The organism is Elizabethkingia bruuniana, assembly GCF_002024805.1.
GTDB lineage: Bacteria > Bacteroidota > Bacteroidia > Flavobacteriales > Weeksellaceae > Elizabethkingia > Elizabethkingia bruuniana.
In genome coordinates this window covers 4119800-4137021 of the sequence record NZ_CP014337.1, presented here as the reverse complement: position 1 = coordinate 4137021, position 17222 = coordinate 4119800, and the positions used below count along the sequence as shown (strand labels likewise).

At 34.9% G+C, this 17222-nt stretch carries 14 protein-coding genes; 6 read left to right on the top strand and 8 right to left on the bottom strand.

Annotated features, from left to right (window positions below):
- Positions 1-66 precede the first annotated feature (66 nt).
- The 3 genes from AYC65_RS19275 (at position 67) to AYC65_RS19265 (ending at position 2827) form a co-directional block, all read left to right on the top strand.
- The gene (locus tag AYC65_RS19275; protein ID WP_034871617.1) at positions 67-1563 is read left to right on the top strand and encodes a DNA recombination protein RmuC; all 1497 of its coding nucleotides are present in this window, start codon (positions 67-69) and stop codon (positions 1561-1563) included.
- Entirely contained in the window at positions 1564-1974 is a 411-nt protein-coding gene (locus AYC65_RS19270; RefSeq protein ID WP_034871618.1) for a hypothetical protein, read from the top strand.
- Between the two features lie 88 nt (positions 1975-2062).
- A complete protein-coding gene (locus AYC65_RS19265) occupies positions 2063-2827 on the top strand; it encodes a TrmH family RNA methyltransferase (RefSeq protein ID WP_034871619.1) in 765 nt (254 codons plus the stop codon).
- A gap of 118 nt (positions 2828-2945) precedes the next feature.
- On the opposite strand, the gene AYC65_RS19260 is transcribed toward AYC65_RS19265, so the two are convergent.
- Complete coding sequence (locus AYC65_RS19260; protein ID WP_034871620.1) at positions 2946-3212, bottom strand: hypothetical protein; 267 nt, start codon at positions 3210-3212, stop codon at positions 2946-2948.
- A 182-nt stretch (positions 3213-3394) separates the two neighbouring features.
- On the opposite strand from AYC65_RS19260, the gene AYC65_RS19255 reads away from it, so the two are divergent.
- Together AYC65_RS19255 and AYC65_RS19250 are read left to right on the top strand one after the other, a co-directional pair.
- On the top strand, positions 3395-4498 hold the full coding sequence (locus AYC65_RS19255; protein WP_034871621.1) for a hypothetical protein: 1104 nt from the start codon (positions 3395-3397) through the stop codon (positions 4496-4498).
- Complete coding sequence (locus AYC65_RS19250) at positions 4482-5084, top strand: hypothetical protein (protein WP_034871622.1); 603 nt, start codon at positions 4482-4484, stop codon at positions 5082-5084. Before AYC65_RS19255 ends, AYC65_RS19250 begins: the two co-directional genes overlap by 17 nt.
- Here the strand turns inward: AYC65_RS19250 and AYC65_RS19245 are convergent.
- Both AYC65_RS19245 and trhO read right to left on the bottom strand, forming a co-directional pair.
- Entirely contained in the window at positions 5021-5614 is a 594-nt protein-coding gene (locus AYC65_RS19245; RefSeq protein ID WP_034871623.1) for a 5-formyltetrahydrofolate cyclo-ligase, read from the bottom strand. The genes AYC65_RS19250 and AYC65_RS19245 overlap by 64 nt on opposite strands.
- Positions 5615-5739: 125 nt before the next feature.
- Complete coding sequence (gene trhO, locus AYC65_RS19240) at positions 5740-7110, bottom strand: oxygen-dependent tRNA uridine(34) hydroxylase TrhO (protein ID WP_034871624.1); 1371 nt, start codon at positions 7108-7110, stop codon at positions 5740-5742.
- A gap of 288 nt (positions 7111-7398) precedes the next feature.
- Here trhO and AYC65_RS19235 point away from each other — a divergent pair, with 288 nt between their 5' ends.
- Positions 7399-8922: a trypsin-like peptidase domain-containing protein gene (locus AYC65_RS19235; RefSeq protein ID WP_034871625.1), complete on the top strand. Its 1524-nt coding sequence runs from the start codon at positions 7399-7401 to the stop codon at positions 8920-8922.
- Between the two features lie 67 nt (positions 8923-8989).
- Here the strand turns inward: AYC65_RS19235 and AYC65_RS19230 are convergent, their stop codons facing one another.
- From AYC65_RS19230 to AYC65_RS19210, 5 genes are all read right to left on the bottom strand, one after another.
- On the bottom strand, positions 8990-10699 hold the full coding sequence (locus tag AYC65_RS19230) for a RagB/SusD family nutrient uptake outer membrane protein (protein ID WP_034871626.1): 1710 nt from the start codon (positions 10697-10699) through the stop codon (positions 8990-8992).
- A gap of 12 nt (positions 10700-10711) precedes the next feature.
- Positions 10712-13588, bottom strand: coding sequence for a SusC/RagA family TonB-linked outer membrane protein (locus AYC65_RS19225; RefSeq protein ID WP_034871627.1), 2877 nt, complete (start codon positions 13586-13588; stop codon positions 10712-10714).
- 153 nt (positions 13589-13741) lie between these two features.
- Complete coding sequence (locus AYC65_RS19220) at positions 13742-14176, bottom strand: hypothetical protein (RefSeq protein ID WP_009087412.1); 435 nt, start codon at positions 14174-14176, stop codon at positions 13742-13744.
- Positions 14177-14182: 6 nt separating this feature from the next.
- Entirely contained in the window at positions 14183-14563 is a 381-nt protein-coding gene (locus tag AYC65_RS19215) for a RidA family protein (protein ID WP_009087415.1), read from the bottom strand.
- A gap of 26 nt (positions 14564-14589) precedes the next feature.
- On the bottom strand, positions 14590-17196 hold the full coding sequence (locus AYC65_RS19210; RefSeq protein ID WP_034871629.1) for a putative LPS assembly protein LptD: 2607 nt from the start codon (positions 17194-17196) through the stop codon (positions 14590-14592).
- Positions 17197-17222 lie beyond the last annotated feature (26 nt).

The following is a 17222-nucleotide window of genomic DNA, read 5'->3' as shown; positions in this document are numbered from 1 at the left end:
TTTTCAGTAAAGAATACCTTTATAATTAGTTTTATATTGCCACACAATATTTTGTAATTTTGAAAGATGGAAATAACTTATTTACTTATTGGATTTATTGTTGGCGGAATTATTGGTGCTGTAATTTTGTATTTTATTTCAAAATCATCTTCCATTTCCAGAAACTCATATAACGAATTAAACAATTCATACATTAAAAGTGTATCAGATCTGGAAAACCTTAATCTGAAAAATCAGGAGCTCGCTCAGATTATTAATAAAGAAAAGGAACTCAGCCAGCAGCAATCAGATCTATTAAGCGATCTGAAAAACGAGTTTGCAAAAATATCAGCTGAATACTCGGCTCTTAACTCTCAATCTCAGGAACAGAAACAAATAAACACAAAACAAGTCTCTCAGATTGAAAACCTTATATCTGATAAACAAACATTATTTGCCAAAAATTCTGAACTATCGGCTATTAATGAAAGTTTACAGAAATCCCTTGAAACCCAGAAAGAAGAGGTAACTAAAATTCAGGAAGAAGCAAAACTTCAATTTGAAAACCTAGCCAATAAAATTCTGGAAGAAAAGACCGAGAAATTCACCACTCTTAATCAGAACAACCTTAAAACAATTCTTGAACCTTTTCAGGAGAAGATTGCTGACTTAAAAAACAGAGTCAACGAAGCATACGAAAAGGAAAATAAGGAGCGTTTTTCGTTAGCAGAAAAAGTAAGAGAACTTGCAGAATTAAATCAGCAAATTTCTGAAGATGCTAAAAAGTTGACAAGAGCCTTGAAAGGCGAAAGCAAAACCCAGGGAAATTGGGGAGAAATGATCCTGGAAAGCATTCTGGAAAAATCCGGACTGGTAAAAGGAAGAGAGTATTATCTTGAACATGAACTCCGTGATGAGAACAACAAGGCCATCTATTCTGAATTCTCCGGAAAAAAAATGCGTCCGGACGCCGTTATAAAGTATCCTGATGAAAGAAATGTGATTATAGATTCCAAAGTTTCTCTAACAGCTTTCACAGAACTTGTAGATGAAACTGATCCTGAAATCTATGCAATAAAACTCAACCAGCATTTAGCATCCATTAAAAACCATATCCAGCAGCTTAGTCAGAAAGCCTATGACGATTATGGAAAATCTCTGGACTTCGTCATGATGTTTATTCCAAGTGAACCAGCCTATATTGCAGCAATGCAGGCTGATCAGAACCTGTGGAACTACGCCTACGAAAGGAGAATTCTATTATTGAATCCAAGCAATCTTATTACTTCCCTTAAGCTGATTGCTGATCTATGGAAACGGGAATACCAAAACAGAAATACAATGGAGATCGCTGACAGAGGGGCTAAGTTGTATGATAAGTTTGTAGGTTTTGTAGAAAATTTAGAAAAAGTAGGAAAAGGACTTGACCAGGCTAGAAATGCATATACAGATGCATACAAACAACTTTCCACAGGAAACGACAATCTTGTAATACAAACTCAAAAACTGAGAGCGCTGGGGATTAAAAGCAAGAAAGAACTTCCACAAAGTCTTATTGAAAACAGTGAAAGTATTGAAGAATAAATGAAACCACAAAGCCTGACACTGACTATAAGTATTGCACTCTTTGTTGCGTCATTAACGCAGACTGCCGTTAATATGGGAAGTGACTATATGCTTTCTATAGCATGTATATTGTTAGGCTGGGCCGAAGTTTTTGAAGGAGGAATTGCCTGGCTGGCAAATCCTCTTTTATTTATTTCATGGTTATTTCTTTTAATAAAACAGCCCAAAATATCTTTCCCCCTAAGCCTAATCACCTTTATTTTAAGCCTTTCTTATCTTTCTGTCAGCACTATTACAGTTAACGAAGGCGGAGGCAAAGCCGCGATCACCTCTTATGGTTTAGGATATTATCTATGGCTGGCAAGCAGCATTTCTCAGTTCATTGGGAACCTCTGGACGATAATATCCAACAGAAGATCTGCACCATAGAAATTATCTGTACAAAAAGAATCATTATCCCGCTTCATGAAACAGCAAGGAAACCTTTCTAATGATAAATTTTGCATAGTTTTGCAAAATGCAAATAGAAAGTATACAGAACGATAAAATAAAAAAATTAACCAGACTGATGTCCAAAAACAATGAACGCCGTAAAAGTGGTGTTTTCATTGTAGAAGGTGTTCAGGAAAATGAAAGAGCTATTCAGTTTGGCTATACTCCTACAGAATTCTTTATCTGCAATGATATATTCCAAGGAACCATCCCCTCTGCCGTAATTAATAATGTTTCTGCAAAGGTTTATGAAGCAATTGCATACAGAGGGACTTCAGAAGGCATTATTGGAGTTTATCAGGAAAAACAAAAATCATTAGAACACTTTACTCCAAAACCTAATTCCGGAATTATCCTTCTGGAAAGTGTAGAAAAACCTGGCAATCTTGGTGCTGTACTTAGAAGTTGTGAAGCTTTTGGAATAGACGCTATCATTATTACTGATCCCAAAACTGATTTCTACAATCCAAACGTAATACGCTCCAGTGTTGGCTGTCTGTTCGGAATGAACTTCTTCCAGACAGATAATGAGTCAGCAATGGATTTCTTTAAACAGTACAATTATCAGATCATCACAACATTTATGGATGACAATACCAAACAGATTCAAAATGCAGATTTTAATAAGAAGACAGTTGCCTGCTTTGGTACAGAACATTCCGGATTAAGTGATTTTTGGAAAGATAAAGGCAACAATTACCTGATCCCGATGACGGGTAGTATAGACTCTCTTAACCTGAGTAATGCTGTAGCAATTACATGTTATGAGTTCCTGAGACAAAAGATATAAAACCATCTATAAACAAAAAATCCCTTAAACTTATTTAGGGGATTTTTTTATGACAATATAATCATAATGCATAAAAAAAGCCGCTCGAGAGCGGCTTAATAATTATCTTTGTAAGAAATTATTTTTTAACTTCTTCTTTCTTAACTTCAGTAGTCTTAGTTTCTTCTACTTTTTTAGTAGCGTCAGCTTTAGTAGAATCTGCAGTTGGAGCAACAGCTTTAGTAGAATCTACAGTTGTAGTAACAGTAGAGTCAACTTTAGTAGAATCTACTTTAGTAGAATCAGCTGAACCTTCTGTAGCAGTAGCTTCAGTTTTTTTACAAGATACTAAAGAGATAGCAACGATAGCAGCAGCAGCAGCGATGTTTAAGAATGACTTTTTCATAATAAATTAAATTTAATTTTGTTAAAAATATTTTTCTAAATTGTAATGTGTTCTCTATTTGAACAAGACAAAGGTATGGCAGCAATAAAATTTGTCTGAGAAAATTAATTGTAATACCTTTGTAAAACTATTTTACAAAATAATATAACTGATAATCAATAGATTAAATAAAAAATAAATTTTTGACTGATTTAGAATTATTACATTTCGAACAGCTAAAATCTGAAGTTCAGGCCAAATATCTGGAAAATCACACGCCTTCCTATGATGAAATTTCTAAATGGAAAGGCATTGATATCATTTATTTCCAGGAGGACCTCAGAAAAAATGCAAAAGGTAACATTAGCGAGAAGTCGTTTTATACTTATTTCAAAACTTCTCCAACGGCTAAATTACCACGTATTGATATGCTGAATATACTTTCGATATATGCAGGTTATAGCTCATGGTATGACTTTAAGAAAAATCATGCATTTGCTGAAGAGCTTCTTTTAGAAAACGAAAACAGCCTTTCTGAAACTAAAGAACCTCAAGTGGAAAGTTTTGTTGAAGAGGAATACAAAGTCCCTGTCATTAGTGAAAAAGAAAGCTCTCCGGCCATTCAGCCACAGAACTCATTACCAGAAGTAACTACAAGCAATAGCAAACCAGCTTCAAAACCAATTATATCCAAGGTAAAGAAATACTTATGGATCGGCATTTCCGCTGTTCTTGCAATATTTGTTGCAGCTTTAACCTTTGCAGACAGCTTCTTCACAAAGACTTATACATTTAAGTTTACAGATGCAGACAGAAGCCAGCCTGTGCAAAATGAGGTAGAAATAAAAGTATTAAAGGCAGGTGAATCACCTCTTACCTACAGAGTAAAACCGAATGAAGCCTTTGTATACCCTACAAAGGATAAGACACTTAAAATGGTGATTAGTTCTGTATTCTACCGTACTGACACCATAATAAGAAACCTGGAAAATGCGCCAGAAACTGAAATAATTCAGTTAAAACCGAATGAATATAATATGATGTTATATTCCTATTCCAGATCCAAAGACTTTAAGAGTAGAAGAGCCCAACTGGAGAACCTGATCAGCAATGATGCGGTTATATACCAGGTATTTGACAATCAGTATTTCAATGTGGAAACTATGAGCAAGCAACGTTACATTAACTTTCTTTCGCTTCCTACAACCTCATTGGAGAACCTGGACGTTATAGAGACTAAAATCTCTTCCAATGGAAAAATAGTATTAATCAAATTCAGAATCAGAAACAATGAAAAGGGTTCATAATATATTCAATATAATAGCTGTTACAATAATTCTCGTTGTAGGATTAGCCGCCTGTAAAGAAAAATATAAGGGTAAAAACTCTCTGGAAACCGTAAAGTATAATAATAATACAACTACATTTTCACCAATAGAGCTGGACAGCCTTCAAACCATTAATAATATTACGGCTCTGAAGCTACAAGAGGTATATGATCTGGGAACCAATTATGCAGCAGGAAATAAGGATTCAGATATTGACATTACATTGTATAATCAGATTCAGGAATATTTCGAGAAGCCTGATTCCACTAAAATAATGCCTTTCATAAAGCAATTAGACAGTTTGAAAGCTCGCTTTGTCAAAATTAGTGATGTATCTACTTCCAAACATATCAGCGCTAAGGATACATTGGACTTTGCAAAGTATAAAATGGATTACTACGATAAGGAAAGAAAATATATTGGTTACCTTAATAAAGAAGTACAATATGCACTAAAAGAGGCTCCTGCAAAAGAAAAGAAATTCAAAAGTGAATTCAAATTCTATTTCGTGGAGTTTAAAGGTCCGCCTAAGAAAGACAGTATTCTGTCTGGTAAGACTAAATAATCCAGCTTTATATCAAACCGATCTACATCCTGAATTAATTCATCAGGAGCAAAATAGTTGATCCCAATTTTCAATACCGGATTTTTGACAGAACTGAAAAATCTGTCATAGAAACCTTTACCATAGCCTATTCTATTACCTTGTTTATCGGCATAGAGCAATGGTGTGATAACCTGATCGAATTCAACATTTTCAGCAATATTTGAAACAGGTTCCCATATTCCCCATGAATTTAGTGCAAGTTCTGTATCTGATCTATAAGCTATTGAGATAATCTCATCTCCTACCATCTTGGGAATAAAGACATTGATGTTGTTCTTCCAGAAATAGTCAATCCAAAGATGGGTATTAATTTCATTTTTAGCAGAGATGGGCAGGAAGATATGAATACTCTGGTTTTCAGGAACATTAAATTGTAAAAGATACTGACTAAATATCTTTCCAGACAAAAAAGCAACGTCCTCAGGAGACATTGCTTTTCTTTCTTTTAAATATTTTTTTCTAAGTTCTGATTTTAATGAACTAAACATCTTTCATACTGATTTAACAGAGATAATAATTACATACAGGCTTCTGCCAGATCAAAAGCATCTTCGGTAGGAGTTTTTACTGTAAAGAAACCTTTTTCTAACATAACCAGGCTCTATTCTAAAGTTTAAGCCTGAACTATTTTGTATAGTTTGTCCGACAATCGAACTCTGAAAGGAAGCTCAAAAGTGATCTGATCTCCTACTTTTGCAGTTTCACAAGGACCTCCATTTACATGGATCTGAGTAATTGTAATTTCCTGATCACCTGTTGTTGGTCCAGAAATCAATACTTTATCTCCAACCGAAAGTTCTTTATTCTCAATTAAAAACTGTGCAATTTTTGATTTTGAATAATAATGTTCAGCTTTTCCAATCAAAGTCTTTTTAACTTTTATTTTCTGACGAATATCTTTCGTTTCAGGTTTTGCTGTAGCTTGCGCTAAAGGCTGTGTTGACAAATCACCTGAATGTTTAAATTTCAAAGCATCAGATTTCCCTTTTCTGAAAACCTTATTTCCAACCTGTAAGCCTTTTCTTTGTGCAACCTGCTCTTCCAAAGGTAAATGGATTGTTTCCAGACATTCTGTAGAACAACAGTTTTCCATTGCTGCTTTACAATCATCACATTGGATAAACAATAGATGACAAGCATCATTAGCACAATTCGTATGATTATCACAAGGTTTACCACACTGGTGACATTGCGAAATGATATCATCCGTAATTCTTTCTCCTAATCGGTGGTCAAATACAAAGTTTTTACCAATAAATTTACTTTTGATTCCTTCTTCCTTTATCTGACGGGTATATTCAATAATTCCGCCTTCCAATTGGTAAACGTTTTTAAAACCTTGATGTTTGAAGTAAGCACTGGCTTTTTCACAACGGATTCCGCCTGTACAATACATCAGCAGGTTTTTATCTTCTTTAAAATCCTGTAATTGATCGTTGATAATTGGTAAACTTTCTCTAAAGTTTTCCACATCCGGAGTAATCGCTCCTTCAAAATGCCCAACTTCACTTTCGTAGTGATTTCTAAAATCAACAACAATAGTATTAGGGTCATCAAGCATATCATTAAACTCTTGAGCTTTTAGGTGAACACCTTTATTAGTAACATCAAAAGTATCATCGTTTAAACCATCCGCAACAATTTTATTTCTGACTTTTATCGTCAACTTTAAAAAAGAGTGATTGTCTTGCTCCACCGCTACATTCAAGCGAATACCTTTCATAAAATCATAGACTTCAAGCGTATCACGAAAAGCCTCAAATTGATCAGCAGGAACACTCATCTGAGCATTAATTCCTTCAGTCGCCACATAAATACGGCCAAGTGCATCTAGGGCATTCCAGGCTATAAATAATTCGTCGCGAAATTTTTTGGGATCTTCAATTTTGGCATACGCATAGAAAGACAATGTAAGGCGTTCCTTACCAGCTTCATCAATAAGTTGAGCTCTTTCTTCTGCGCTTAATGTGTTATACAGTTGCATGCTATAAACGTTTTAAGTGAGAAAATATTTTTGCAAATATAGTGATTTTTCAATTGAATATATTTGATCCGATACTACTACAACTTTCAACACCCCTATAAACAAGGATAATTATTTGAGTAAATATTTCAATAATCTAATAATATCCCGTTAAGATTACATTCATAACAATTAAAATTTCAAAACACTTGTTAAACTTAGTTAAAGTAAGCCCTTTTAAGAAAAATACATCAACATTTGCCTTAAATTTGATTACTCAATAATAAATAAAAAAAGTACTATAATAAAATGGATTTCAAAAAAATTATGCCGTTGGCTGTAGTAGGAGTCCTTTCTGCAGCGACTACTGTAGGCACCCTTCACTACTTTGACAGTAATCATGATACAAATGGAGATTTCAATTATTTCCATTCTTCAAGAAAAGACGGGCAATTTGCCAGCCTGAACGCAGTGGCATTAGGTGATGACTTTGTAAAAGCATCCAAAACTGCAGTTCCTGCCGTTGTCACAATTAAGAACTACCAGAGCAATGCCGGAAGAAACCGTGGAATGGATCAGGATCTGTTCGACTTCTTTTTCGGTGATCCGTTCGGAGGCAGAAAACAACAGCAACCTCAGCAGCAGCAACCGCCAAAGGATATGCCTTCAGGTCTTGGTTCGGGAGTTATTATTTCTCCGGATGGCTATATTATTACCAACAACCACGTTGTAGCCAATGCTAACAAACTGGAAGTTGTACTAAGCAATAAGAAAAGCTACACCGCAAACCTGATAGGAACTGACCCTAGTACAGATATTGCTCTTTTGAAAATTGAAGACAAAGGCCTTCCTTACCTAAATTTTGCTAACTCAGATTTAGCAGAAGTTGGGCAATGGGTATTAGCTATTGGTAATCCTTTAGGTCTTAACTCTACTGTTACTGCCGGGATCATTTCTGCAAAAGGAAGAAGTATAGACTTACTAAGCCAGCAAAGTAAAACTCCGATAGAATCATTCATCCAGACTGATGCTGTAATTAACAGAGGAAATAGTGGTGGTGCATTAATTAATATCAACGGAGATTTAATTGGTATTAACTCTGCAATTTCATCTTCATCAGGTTACTATGAAGGTTATGGATTCGCAGTACCTTCTAATCTTGCCAGAAAAGTTGTAGAAGATATTAAGAAGTTTGGTATTGTACAGAGAGGCTTCTTGGGTGTAAGCAATCTGGATCTTTCTGACGAAATGCTTATCAGACAATATAACCAGCAATACAAAACGAACATAAAACCGGGAATTGGTATGTATGTTATTAATGTTGCTGACAATAGCGGTGCATTGGATGCGGGAATCAAGAAAGGTGATATCATCACTAAAATAGACGGACAAAACATTACAAACTTTGCAGATCTTTCTCTTGCTATCGGTAGTAAAAGACCTGGAGATGTTGTAAAAGTAAGCTACCAAAGAAATGGTAAGGAAAATACTACATCTGTAACCTTAAAAGATCAGGATGGAAATACTAAATTCCGCAGCAAAGCTGATTTACCTGTAGCTGAAAAGCTTGGGGCAGATTTCCAGCCTTTAACTGAACGTGACAAAGTATACTTTGGCTTAGACAGTGGTGTAGGTGTTACAAATGTTACCGACAGTGGTTTATTAGCTTCAATTGGTATCGGTGAAAGAAACATTATCACCGAGATCAATGGTAAACCTGTAAATTCTAAAAAAGATGTTGAGAAAATCCTGAACAACTATAAAGGTCAGGTGAATGTAAAATATCTTGATGATAATGGCAGAATGACCAGCAGAGGTTTCAAAATGCCTTAATCTGAATAAGGATTAATAGAATAATTGACACATAAAAACCCCGGAAGCAATGCTTCCGGGGTTTTGTTTATAGAGGATTCTGTTGCAATCCTGGTTGTAGATTAATCTGACTTTGTGGAATATCACATTGCAGGTCATTATCTGTTGGTTGAATTATTTCTTTCCCTAGCTTCATCCTTGTTTCGTTAAGATGCACTCCTGGGAATTTTCTATCAATTGCACGATTATTTCTGATCAAATCGAATTTACGCTGTGATTCAAAAGCAAACTCTAGCCATCTTTCATCCAAAACAACATCCAGAGCTGTTTTTCCCGCAGGCAAACTTGCAAACTCCGGAGCATTTGCTCTTCTTCTGATTATATTAACATCATTCAATGCCCCTGTAATATCTCCCGATTTCGCTTTAACTTCTGCTCTGATTAAATATAACTCCGCCAATCTTGAAATTACTGGTGAATACAGTTGAGAGTAACCCTCCTGTAAAGAAAGTTTATTGATATAATATTTAGGGAAACCTCCTCTATTATTCATTTCATAATCACGAGTCAGATATTGTTTTTGACCATTGATAGTAGTGAAATACTTTGTATAAGTAGGTCCTCCATAATTTACGTCTTCGGAACTTATAGGATAGGTATTACCATCTTTTGTAAACGAAATATAATTACCATTTGCGTCTACGTTAGCTGGGTAAAATTTATATTCATATCTAAAACGGCTAGCAACATATTCAGTCCAATATACTACCGGAGCTTTTTTCTTCGTTTGTGTATCTAATTTATAATCCTGCTGTATAAATTTATTTCTAACATCCTGAGGAAACCTTTGCAATAACTGTATATAAGGATCTGCAGCATACATTTCTCCCCAGCCTTCATTATTAATCACCGTATACATAGACCCTAGCATATAGTCAGGATTATAAATATAGGTTGAAGATGTATCATACCTAACCGCAAAAATTGTTTCGGAGTTATTTTCCGGTACTTTTTGAGCATAAGTTGGTAATTCAGCAGTAGAAACTAAAGAATATTTACCGCTACTGATAACTTTATCCGCATATTCCAAAGCTTTTGGATTATTATCCATATAAAGATAAACTCTTGCTAAAAGTGCTTGTGCCGCAGCCTGAGTTGCCTTTATATTATTTTTGCTATCACCTGTCATTAAACGTTCTGCACTCAATAAATCTTTTACAACTGCGTCATACGACTCGCCTACAGTAGCCCTATTTGGACGATCACTTTCATCGGTTGTATACTTCAATGGGATACCTAAATTCCCTCGTCCCTGATTATAAGGTTTAGAATAATGAAGTAACATATTAAAATTAATAAATGCTCTCAGGTAATAAGCCTCCCCCAACATATGGTCTAAAGCTTCTGATCTTCCTTCATTCAGATTTTTGAAAATACTATTTATTGCATTTATAGCACTGAACCCATCATTCCACGCAACAACCATTCTTGCATTAGAAGCATCTCTGACTAAGCTATAATACCCCATTAGAGGGTCTGTTGTAGTTCCACTCAGATTCACTTCATCGGCTCCATAAGTACCATTTCTATAGTAGTTCATACTTATCCCGTAATCGCTACCTTTCTGATTAATAACATCTCCTCCTCTTACTTTAGCATAAATACCATTAAGCAATTGTTTTAATCCTGTTTCGCTCGTTACAACCTGATCCGTTATTCCACCATCATAAGGAGCTCTATCTATATTACACCCTATTAAACCAATAAGGGCGATTGATGATAATATTATTTTTTTCATTTTTTCAATTAATTAGAATGATACATTTAATCCCACGGTTATAGTTCTTGGGGCAGGATAGCCTGTATAAGCAAATCCATCTCCACCGGAATTACTTCCTAAGAAGTCCATTTCAGGAGTTTGCCCAGAATATCCAGTAATCATAAACATATTTTCAGCATTCACAGATATTCTTGCACTTTTAAATGTATTACCTGGAATAAAACTTTTAGGCACATCGTATGAAAGACTGATACTTCTTATCTTAAGGAAATCTCCTTTTTCTAAGTACCTTGTAGATTCATAACGTCCTTTTCTTGTATCTTCATAAATAAGAGAAGGGTGTGTTGCTTTAGCATTCTGCTCAGGTGTATTCTTAGGACTCCATCTTATCCAATCTTTATCTGGCACCATTACATTATAATATGGATAAGTACCATCTGCATCTAAGAAGCTTGAACGTTGTCCATTATACAAATAGCCACCAACAGAGAAATAAGCACTTGCAGCTAAAGTAAAGCCTTTGTAACTTACTGAAGTATTAAAACCACCTGTAAAATCTGGCAAACGAGACTTATCTTTAAGATGAACATAAGTTGCCTGATCATAATTATTCGTCGTTTTACTAGTTACACTTGCTCCAGGATTAGCATTCATATAATCCGTTAAATTTGCAATTCTCTTTCCTGCAGAGTCATAGTAAGCATTCCATAATGGGTTCCCATTAGAAGCATCAACCCCCGCCCATTCTCTAAGTTCATAAGTATACATTTTTTCTCCAACAGCAACTCTGTACATTCCACTTTTATAACTTCCGTTATAAAGATCTACATAAGTAGCTTTATTCTTCGCAATATTGAAGCCTACATTCCAACGAACATTACTGTTTCTTATAATATCAGCATCAATTGCCAATTCCACACCTCTGTTTCTAATAGTACCAATATTTACTGTTTTACTATTAAATCCTGTAATCCAAGGTAATTGAAGAGATGTAATTAAGTCTTTAGTATCTTTATTATACCAGTCAAATACAACATTAATTCTATTATTCAGGAATGAGATATCTGTTCCTAAATCTAACTGATAAATAGTCTCCCATTTTAGGTTATTATTACCAGCCTGAGTTGGATATAAACCTATATTTCCATTATAAGGCACTGATGTACTTTTATTATAAGTAGCATAATAATTAGTCGGAGCATTTCCTTGTGCTCCGTAACTACCTCTTACTTTCCACTTATTAACTGTAGATTTTAGAGATTGGAAAAATCTTTCATTTGCAACATTCCAACCTGTACTTACAGCCCAGAAAACCCCGGTTTTATTTTGTGAAGTAAAACGAGACGATTGATCTACCCTTACAGATCCCTGTAATAGATATTTATCATCATAAGAGTACTCGGCATTAGATAAGTATGATTGAAAAGCGTATTCATTTCTCTGTCCAGTAGGTACTCCATCTGCCTCTGCCGAATTAGATAAAACCTCAGAACCTACTATAATATTCTTAACTCTAGCGCCATTAGCTTTATACATGTAATCCTGATATTCATACGCCACTAAAGCATTTAATCTGTGTTTATCATTCCATGTATTTTCATAACGCAACATTTGGTTTGTATAACTCGTCCATCTGATAGCATTAGACTGGCTCATTCTTCCTCCTGTTGTAACCTCTGATAACATAGATGGATCATTGTATGAAAAACCATCATAATTATAATAAGTTAAAGAGTTGGTAGAAATAAATTTCAAATTTTTAAGAAGTTTTACTTCGAAATCCAAGTTTCCTTGGGCGTTAAAAGTATTAGCTTTGCTGTAATACTTATTTCGGTCAATCAGGTAATTCCCTCTATCCCTACTAAACCATGATGCATTATTACTAGATGTAACATAATACAAAGATCCATCCGGGTTATATGGAGAATCCCATGGCAGTTTATAAAACCCATCAAACAAGCTATATTGTTGATCAAAAGTTTTATCATACATAAAGTATAACTTTGGACTAACCTTCAACCATTTATAAAGTTGTGTTTCATGGTTCAATCTTACGGTTAATCTTTCTAATTTATAACCTTTAATCGTACCTTCTTCATTATAATAGCCTGCATTTAGATAAGTTTTGCTTCCCTCAGATGACTTATTAAAGCTAACATCATAGTTATGAACAACACCTACCTGGGTTGCAAGGTCTTTCCAATTAAAATCATTTTTAATATCATCCCAGCTGTTAAGAGTTTTCCCATACTGCTGAGACAGAACTCCATCTGCCCCAAAAAGTTTCAAATTTGGATTATTATCCAAATATTCCATAAAATGATCTTTGAGCTGTTGAGAATTCATAACTTTCAAAGGTCCCATATTAAAGAAATTGAATGAATTATTCATCCTTACATTAATAGAGTTACCTTTCCCAGCTTTTGTTGTTATAACAATAACACCAGCAGCTCCTCTGGATCCATATAATGCTGTAGCCGCAGCATCTTTTAATACAGTAACATCTTCAATCTGATCTGGAGCTATATCAGCATTTCCATGGACTATTACACCATCCACCACATATAATGGGTCATTATTAGCTGATATACTCGCTATACCACGAATACGCATAGTTGGTTTCGAGCCAGGCTGCCCACTAGATACAGCTGCCACAACTCCGGGCATCTTACCTTGAAGCATTGTTTGGAAGTTTGCACTGGTTACATCCTGAAGTTGTTCAGAATTTACAGTTGCTACAGAAGATGTAAGCGTTTCTTTACGTTGTTTTTTGTACCCAACGACAACAACTTCCTCGATCTTTTTTTCATTCAGGGAATCTTTTTTTGTAGTCTGAGCATGTACCATTCCGGACATCAGAAAAAAGCACACACCAGCCTTCCCAAAATTTTTGATTTGAGTCTTCATAGATTACAGGTTATTATTTTTTAACTGTTTCAAAAATATAAAAAAAAAGCGTATATCAAAGTATACGCTCTTAATTTATGTTAATTTTTAAATAATTTTACTTTTGCAAAGCAAAATTCAAATTATATATTTACTACAATAAGAAAAATAAAATTATTTTTTTTTCATTTTTTGAAAACGATTTGTGGCAATTTCAACAATTTTGCCACCAATCCATGAAAACGGGAAAAATATAAGAAAAATAGAAATTTTATAAAACGTAGGATGAAACGGGAATATAATAACATCCAGCATAGCAATAAATAGCAATATAAAGCCAATAAGAATAGCATATGCAACTTTAGCATACTTTACTACAAGTGCTGTTACCACTCCGCCTATCATCGCTCCTATACCCGAAGACACTAATAATGCAACGAAGAAATAATCCTTATTTCTGACACTATAAAGAAGGTATTCCCATCTTTTAAAAGGTGCAAATTGCTCATAGGTAATCCAGGCAGGATTCAGCCGAACCCCAAGAGTAATAATCAGGGCCGCAACAAACAACCCCAGAATAACACCAAATGTATTTCTTAAAAAATTCACGTTCTATTAACCCTTATGTGCAATCATAGAAATTTCTACATTCACATTCTTAGGAAGACATGAAACCTGAACCGTTTCTCTTGCCGGATAGCAAGAAGAATCAAGGTAAGATGCATAAATATCATTCATCACAGCAAAATCATCCATATTCTTAAGAAAGATAGTAGACTTTACAACATCTCTGAATGTTAATCCTGCAGCATCAAGAATCGCCTGCAGATTTTTCATTACCTGATGCGTTTCTTTTTCGATACCATCAAGTATTTTCCCTGTTGCAGGATCCATTGGAATCTGTCCCGAAATATACAAAACACCATTGATCATATTCGCTTGCGAATAAGGTCCGATTGCCGCCGGCGCATTGTCTGTAGAAATAATTTCTTTCATGATTATTTTTCGTCAAATATATAAAATTAGAACGAACTTGTTGTATTAGGGAAACTCCTTGATTTATACTTCACTGCGTCTCTCAGGATATTTGCTTTAATCCCGATAAAGAAGTCATAAACCTTATACGGTCCTCCGGTAGGAACCCAGTTGAAGTTAATTGTAAAGCTTCGCTGATCTCTGGAAAACCCTATACGAGTATAAGCTAACTGTCCTGTAACAACGTCATAATAAGTGCTACCATTGATGTTCCAGTAAGGCGTAAGTTTTATACTTCCATCCAATCCTACTGAGAAAGTCTTTGTTCCGGTACGGGTTAATCCTTTATTATAACTATATTGTGCATTCACATTTAACGTCCATGGCTGCTTGAACCTTGCATAGTAGTTGTCGTCGAAATAATAATTTTCGTAACGTATTTCCCCTTTGGTCTTGTATTCTTTCGCAGGATCTTTACTTTCCCCCAGAATAGCTTCAGATAAAGGTAATGACAATTGCGCATTGAAATTAGCAATACTAAATGCCCCAAACTTTTCAGTTCTTATTCCCTGCTCTATGCCTGGTAAAAATTCAGTTTTATAAGGATCCAACATCATAGACATATTTACATTCAGCTTATTCTTAAAGAATGAAGACTGTGTGTTGATACTAATCATTGACCATTTATACTTTGGAGCTGCAAAATTATAGTTCCCGGAAATGTTCAGGTTTTCAAAGATTTTCACTTTTTCAACTCCCGTAGAGTCTTTTTTAGACTTAACTTTCATCTCCAGGCTGTTATTAATATTAAAGCCTACAGACTGTGTTAATCCTGTTCCGGGAGATCCATAAATACCCCCTTCAAAAATAGAATAAGGCACCAGCATACCTGTTCTGTCATAATATTCATTATAATATCCCCATGACTGAGAACTGAAGTCCGGTGCATAATTAAAGCTGATACTCGGTGTCACCATGTGTCTTATTGCCTGAACCTTGGAATTTTTATTAAATTTCAGCATCCCGTACAGTACCGTCTGCAAACTTGCTGAAGTTGTAAACGTACTGAATCCGGATATATTCTTTTTATAATTATTATCAATTTTATCGGTAACAGGATTATAATTTCTGTCCAGTGTCTTGGTTGTCATAACGTTATTTACATTAGCACTAAGTGAAAACGTAAAGTATTTGAATAATGGTGTATTGGTTGTCAACCCTATTGTATTCTGCAATCCTGTTTGCATTTTGTCAAACATCGATTTAGTGAACAACTCATCCTGCTTAGCGTTTACGTAGTTAGTAAATGACAAATTTGTATTCACATTAATATTCTCCAGCAGACCTGTTCTTACTCCGGTTTTCGGTTTAAACAGATAAAACTGGTTAACATTTACCGTTAATTGAGGCAAACGAAGATCAACCAAACCTGTTGCAAAGTTCTGAGAATAAGATGCCGTTCCGTTAATCGTAACTGGTAGATTCAGAAACCTTTTGGTAAAGGAAATAGAAGAACTTTGTTGTGTATTAAGTGCATTACCCTGGAAGATATAATTATTATTAAGGGTATTGTTATAGAACTTGGTACTTACAATATCTACTGATGCAGAAAAGTTAAAATACGGATTAGCCTTTGTATCCTGGGAATGCCTCCATCCGATTCTGTATGTACTACTTTGTGAATATCCATCAAGTCCTTTAATCCCTACGATACGTGATCCGAATTCTGCTATAAAGTTACCGGTATAGCGGTAATTTTTCTTATAACCTATTTCAGGTCGCAAGTTCCAGCTTCCTTTAGTATAAATATCACTAAGAATTTTAAGGTCAAAGTGCTCGCCTATTGGCTGATAATAACCTAATCCATTCAGAAAGAATCCTACATCTTCTCTTTCACCAAAACTAGGAATCAGAATGCCGGCACTCCTTTTTTCGGAAAACGGAAGAATTGCAAACGGAAGCACTAAAGGCGTTGGTACATTTTCAATATACATCTGGATAGGCCCGGTAATAACCCGTGAACTCTCCTTTCCTTTTATCATCTTGATTTTAGGTGCCAACAGATAATAATCGGACATGGAATCCTTTTTCTTCAGGAAATATTCATCCGTTGTATATTTCCCCTGCCTCAGATAATATATCGAGTCATTCGCTTTCTTAGTCTTACTCGCAACAATAGCCCCCTCACTCTCCTCAGTACGAGTATTATAAGCTATTGCCTTATTGGTTTTATAGTTGTAATTAAGACTTTCGGTTTCATATTTTTTTCCTCCCTGAGTAGTAATTACCGGAGAAACAATCTTTCCTTTATCATTAAGTTTTCCTCTTGCAAAAATCTGATTCTTGTCCCAGTCTATAGAGATATAATCAGCATCAATCTGAGTATCCTGATATACTACCGTAGCATTTTTATTCAGGATTGTCATCTTTTTAGGGACATCACTCTTATTGTTATCTGCTTTGGTTTTTACTACGTCAGCAATCTTCTCTGTTTTAAGCAGAGAATCTGACTTTATACTATCCGTTTTTACCGCTATAGTGTCTGATACAACCTTTTTTCCCTTAACAGTTTGCTTAGTATTCTGTGCTAAAAAACTGTTAAAAATTAGGAAAATTAAAATATGTAAGGTATTTTTGAAACCGTTTGAACCCAAATCTATTCTATAATTATTCGGGTCAA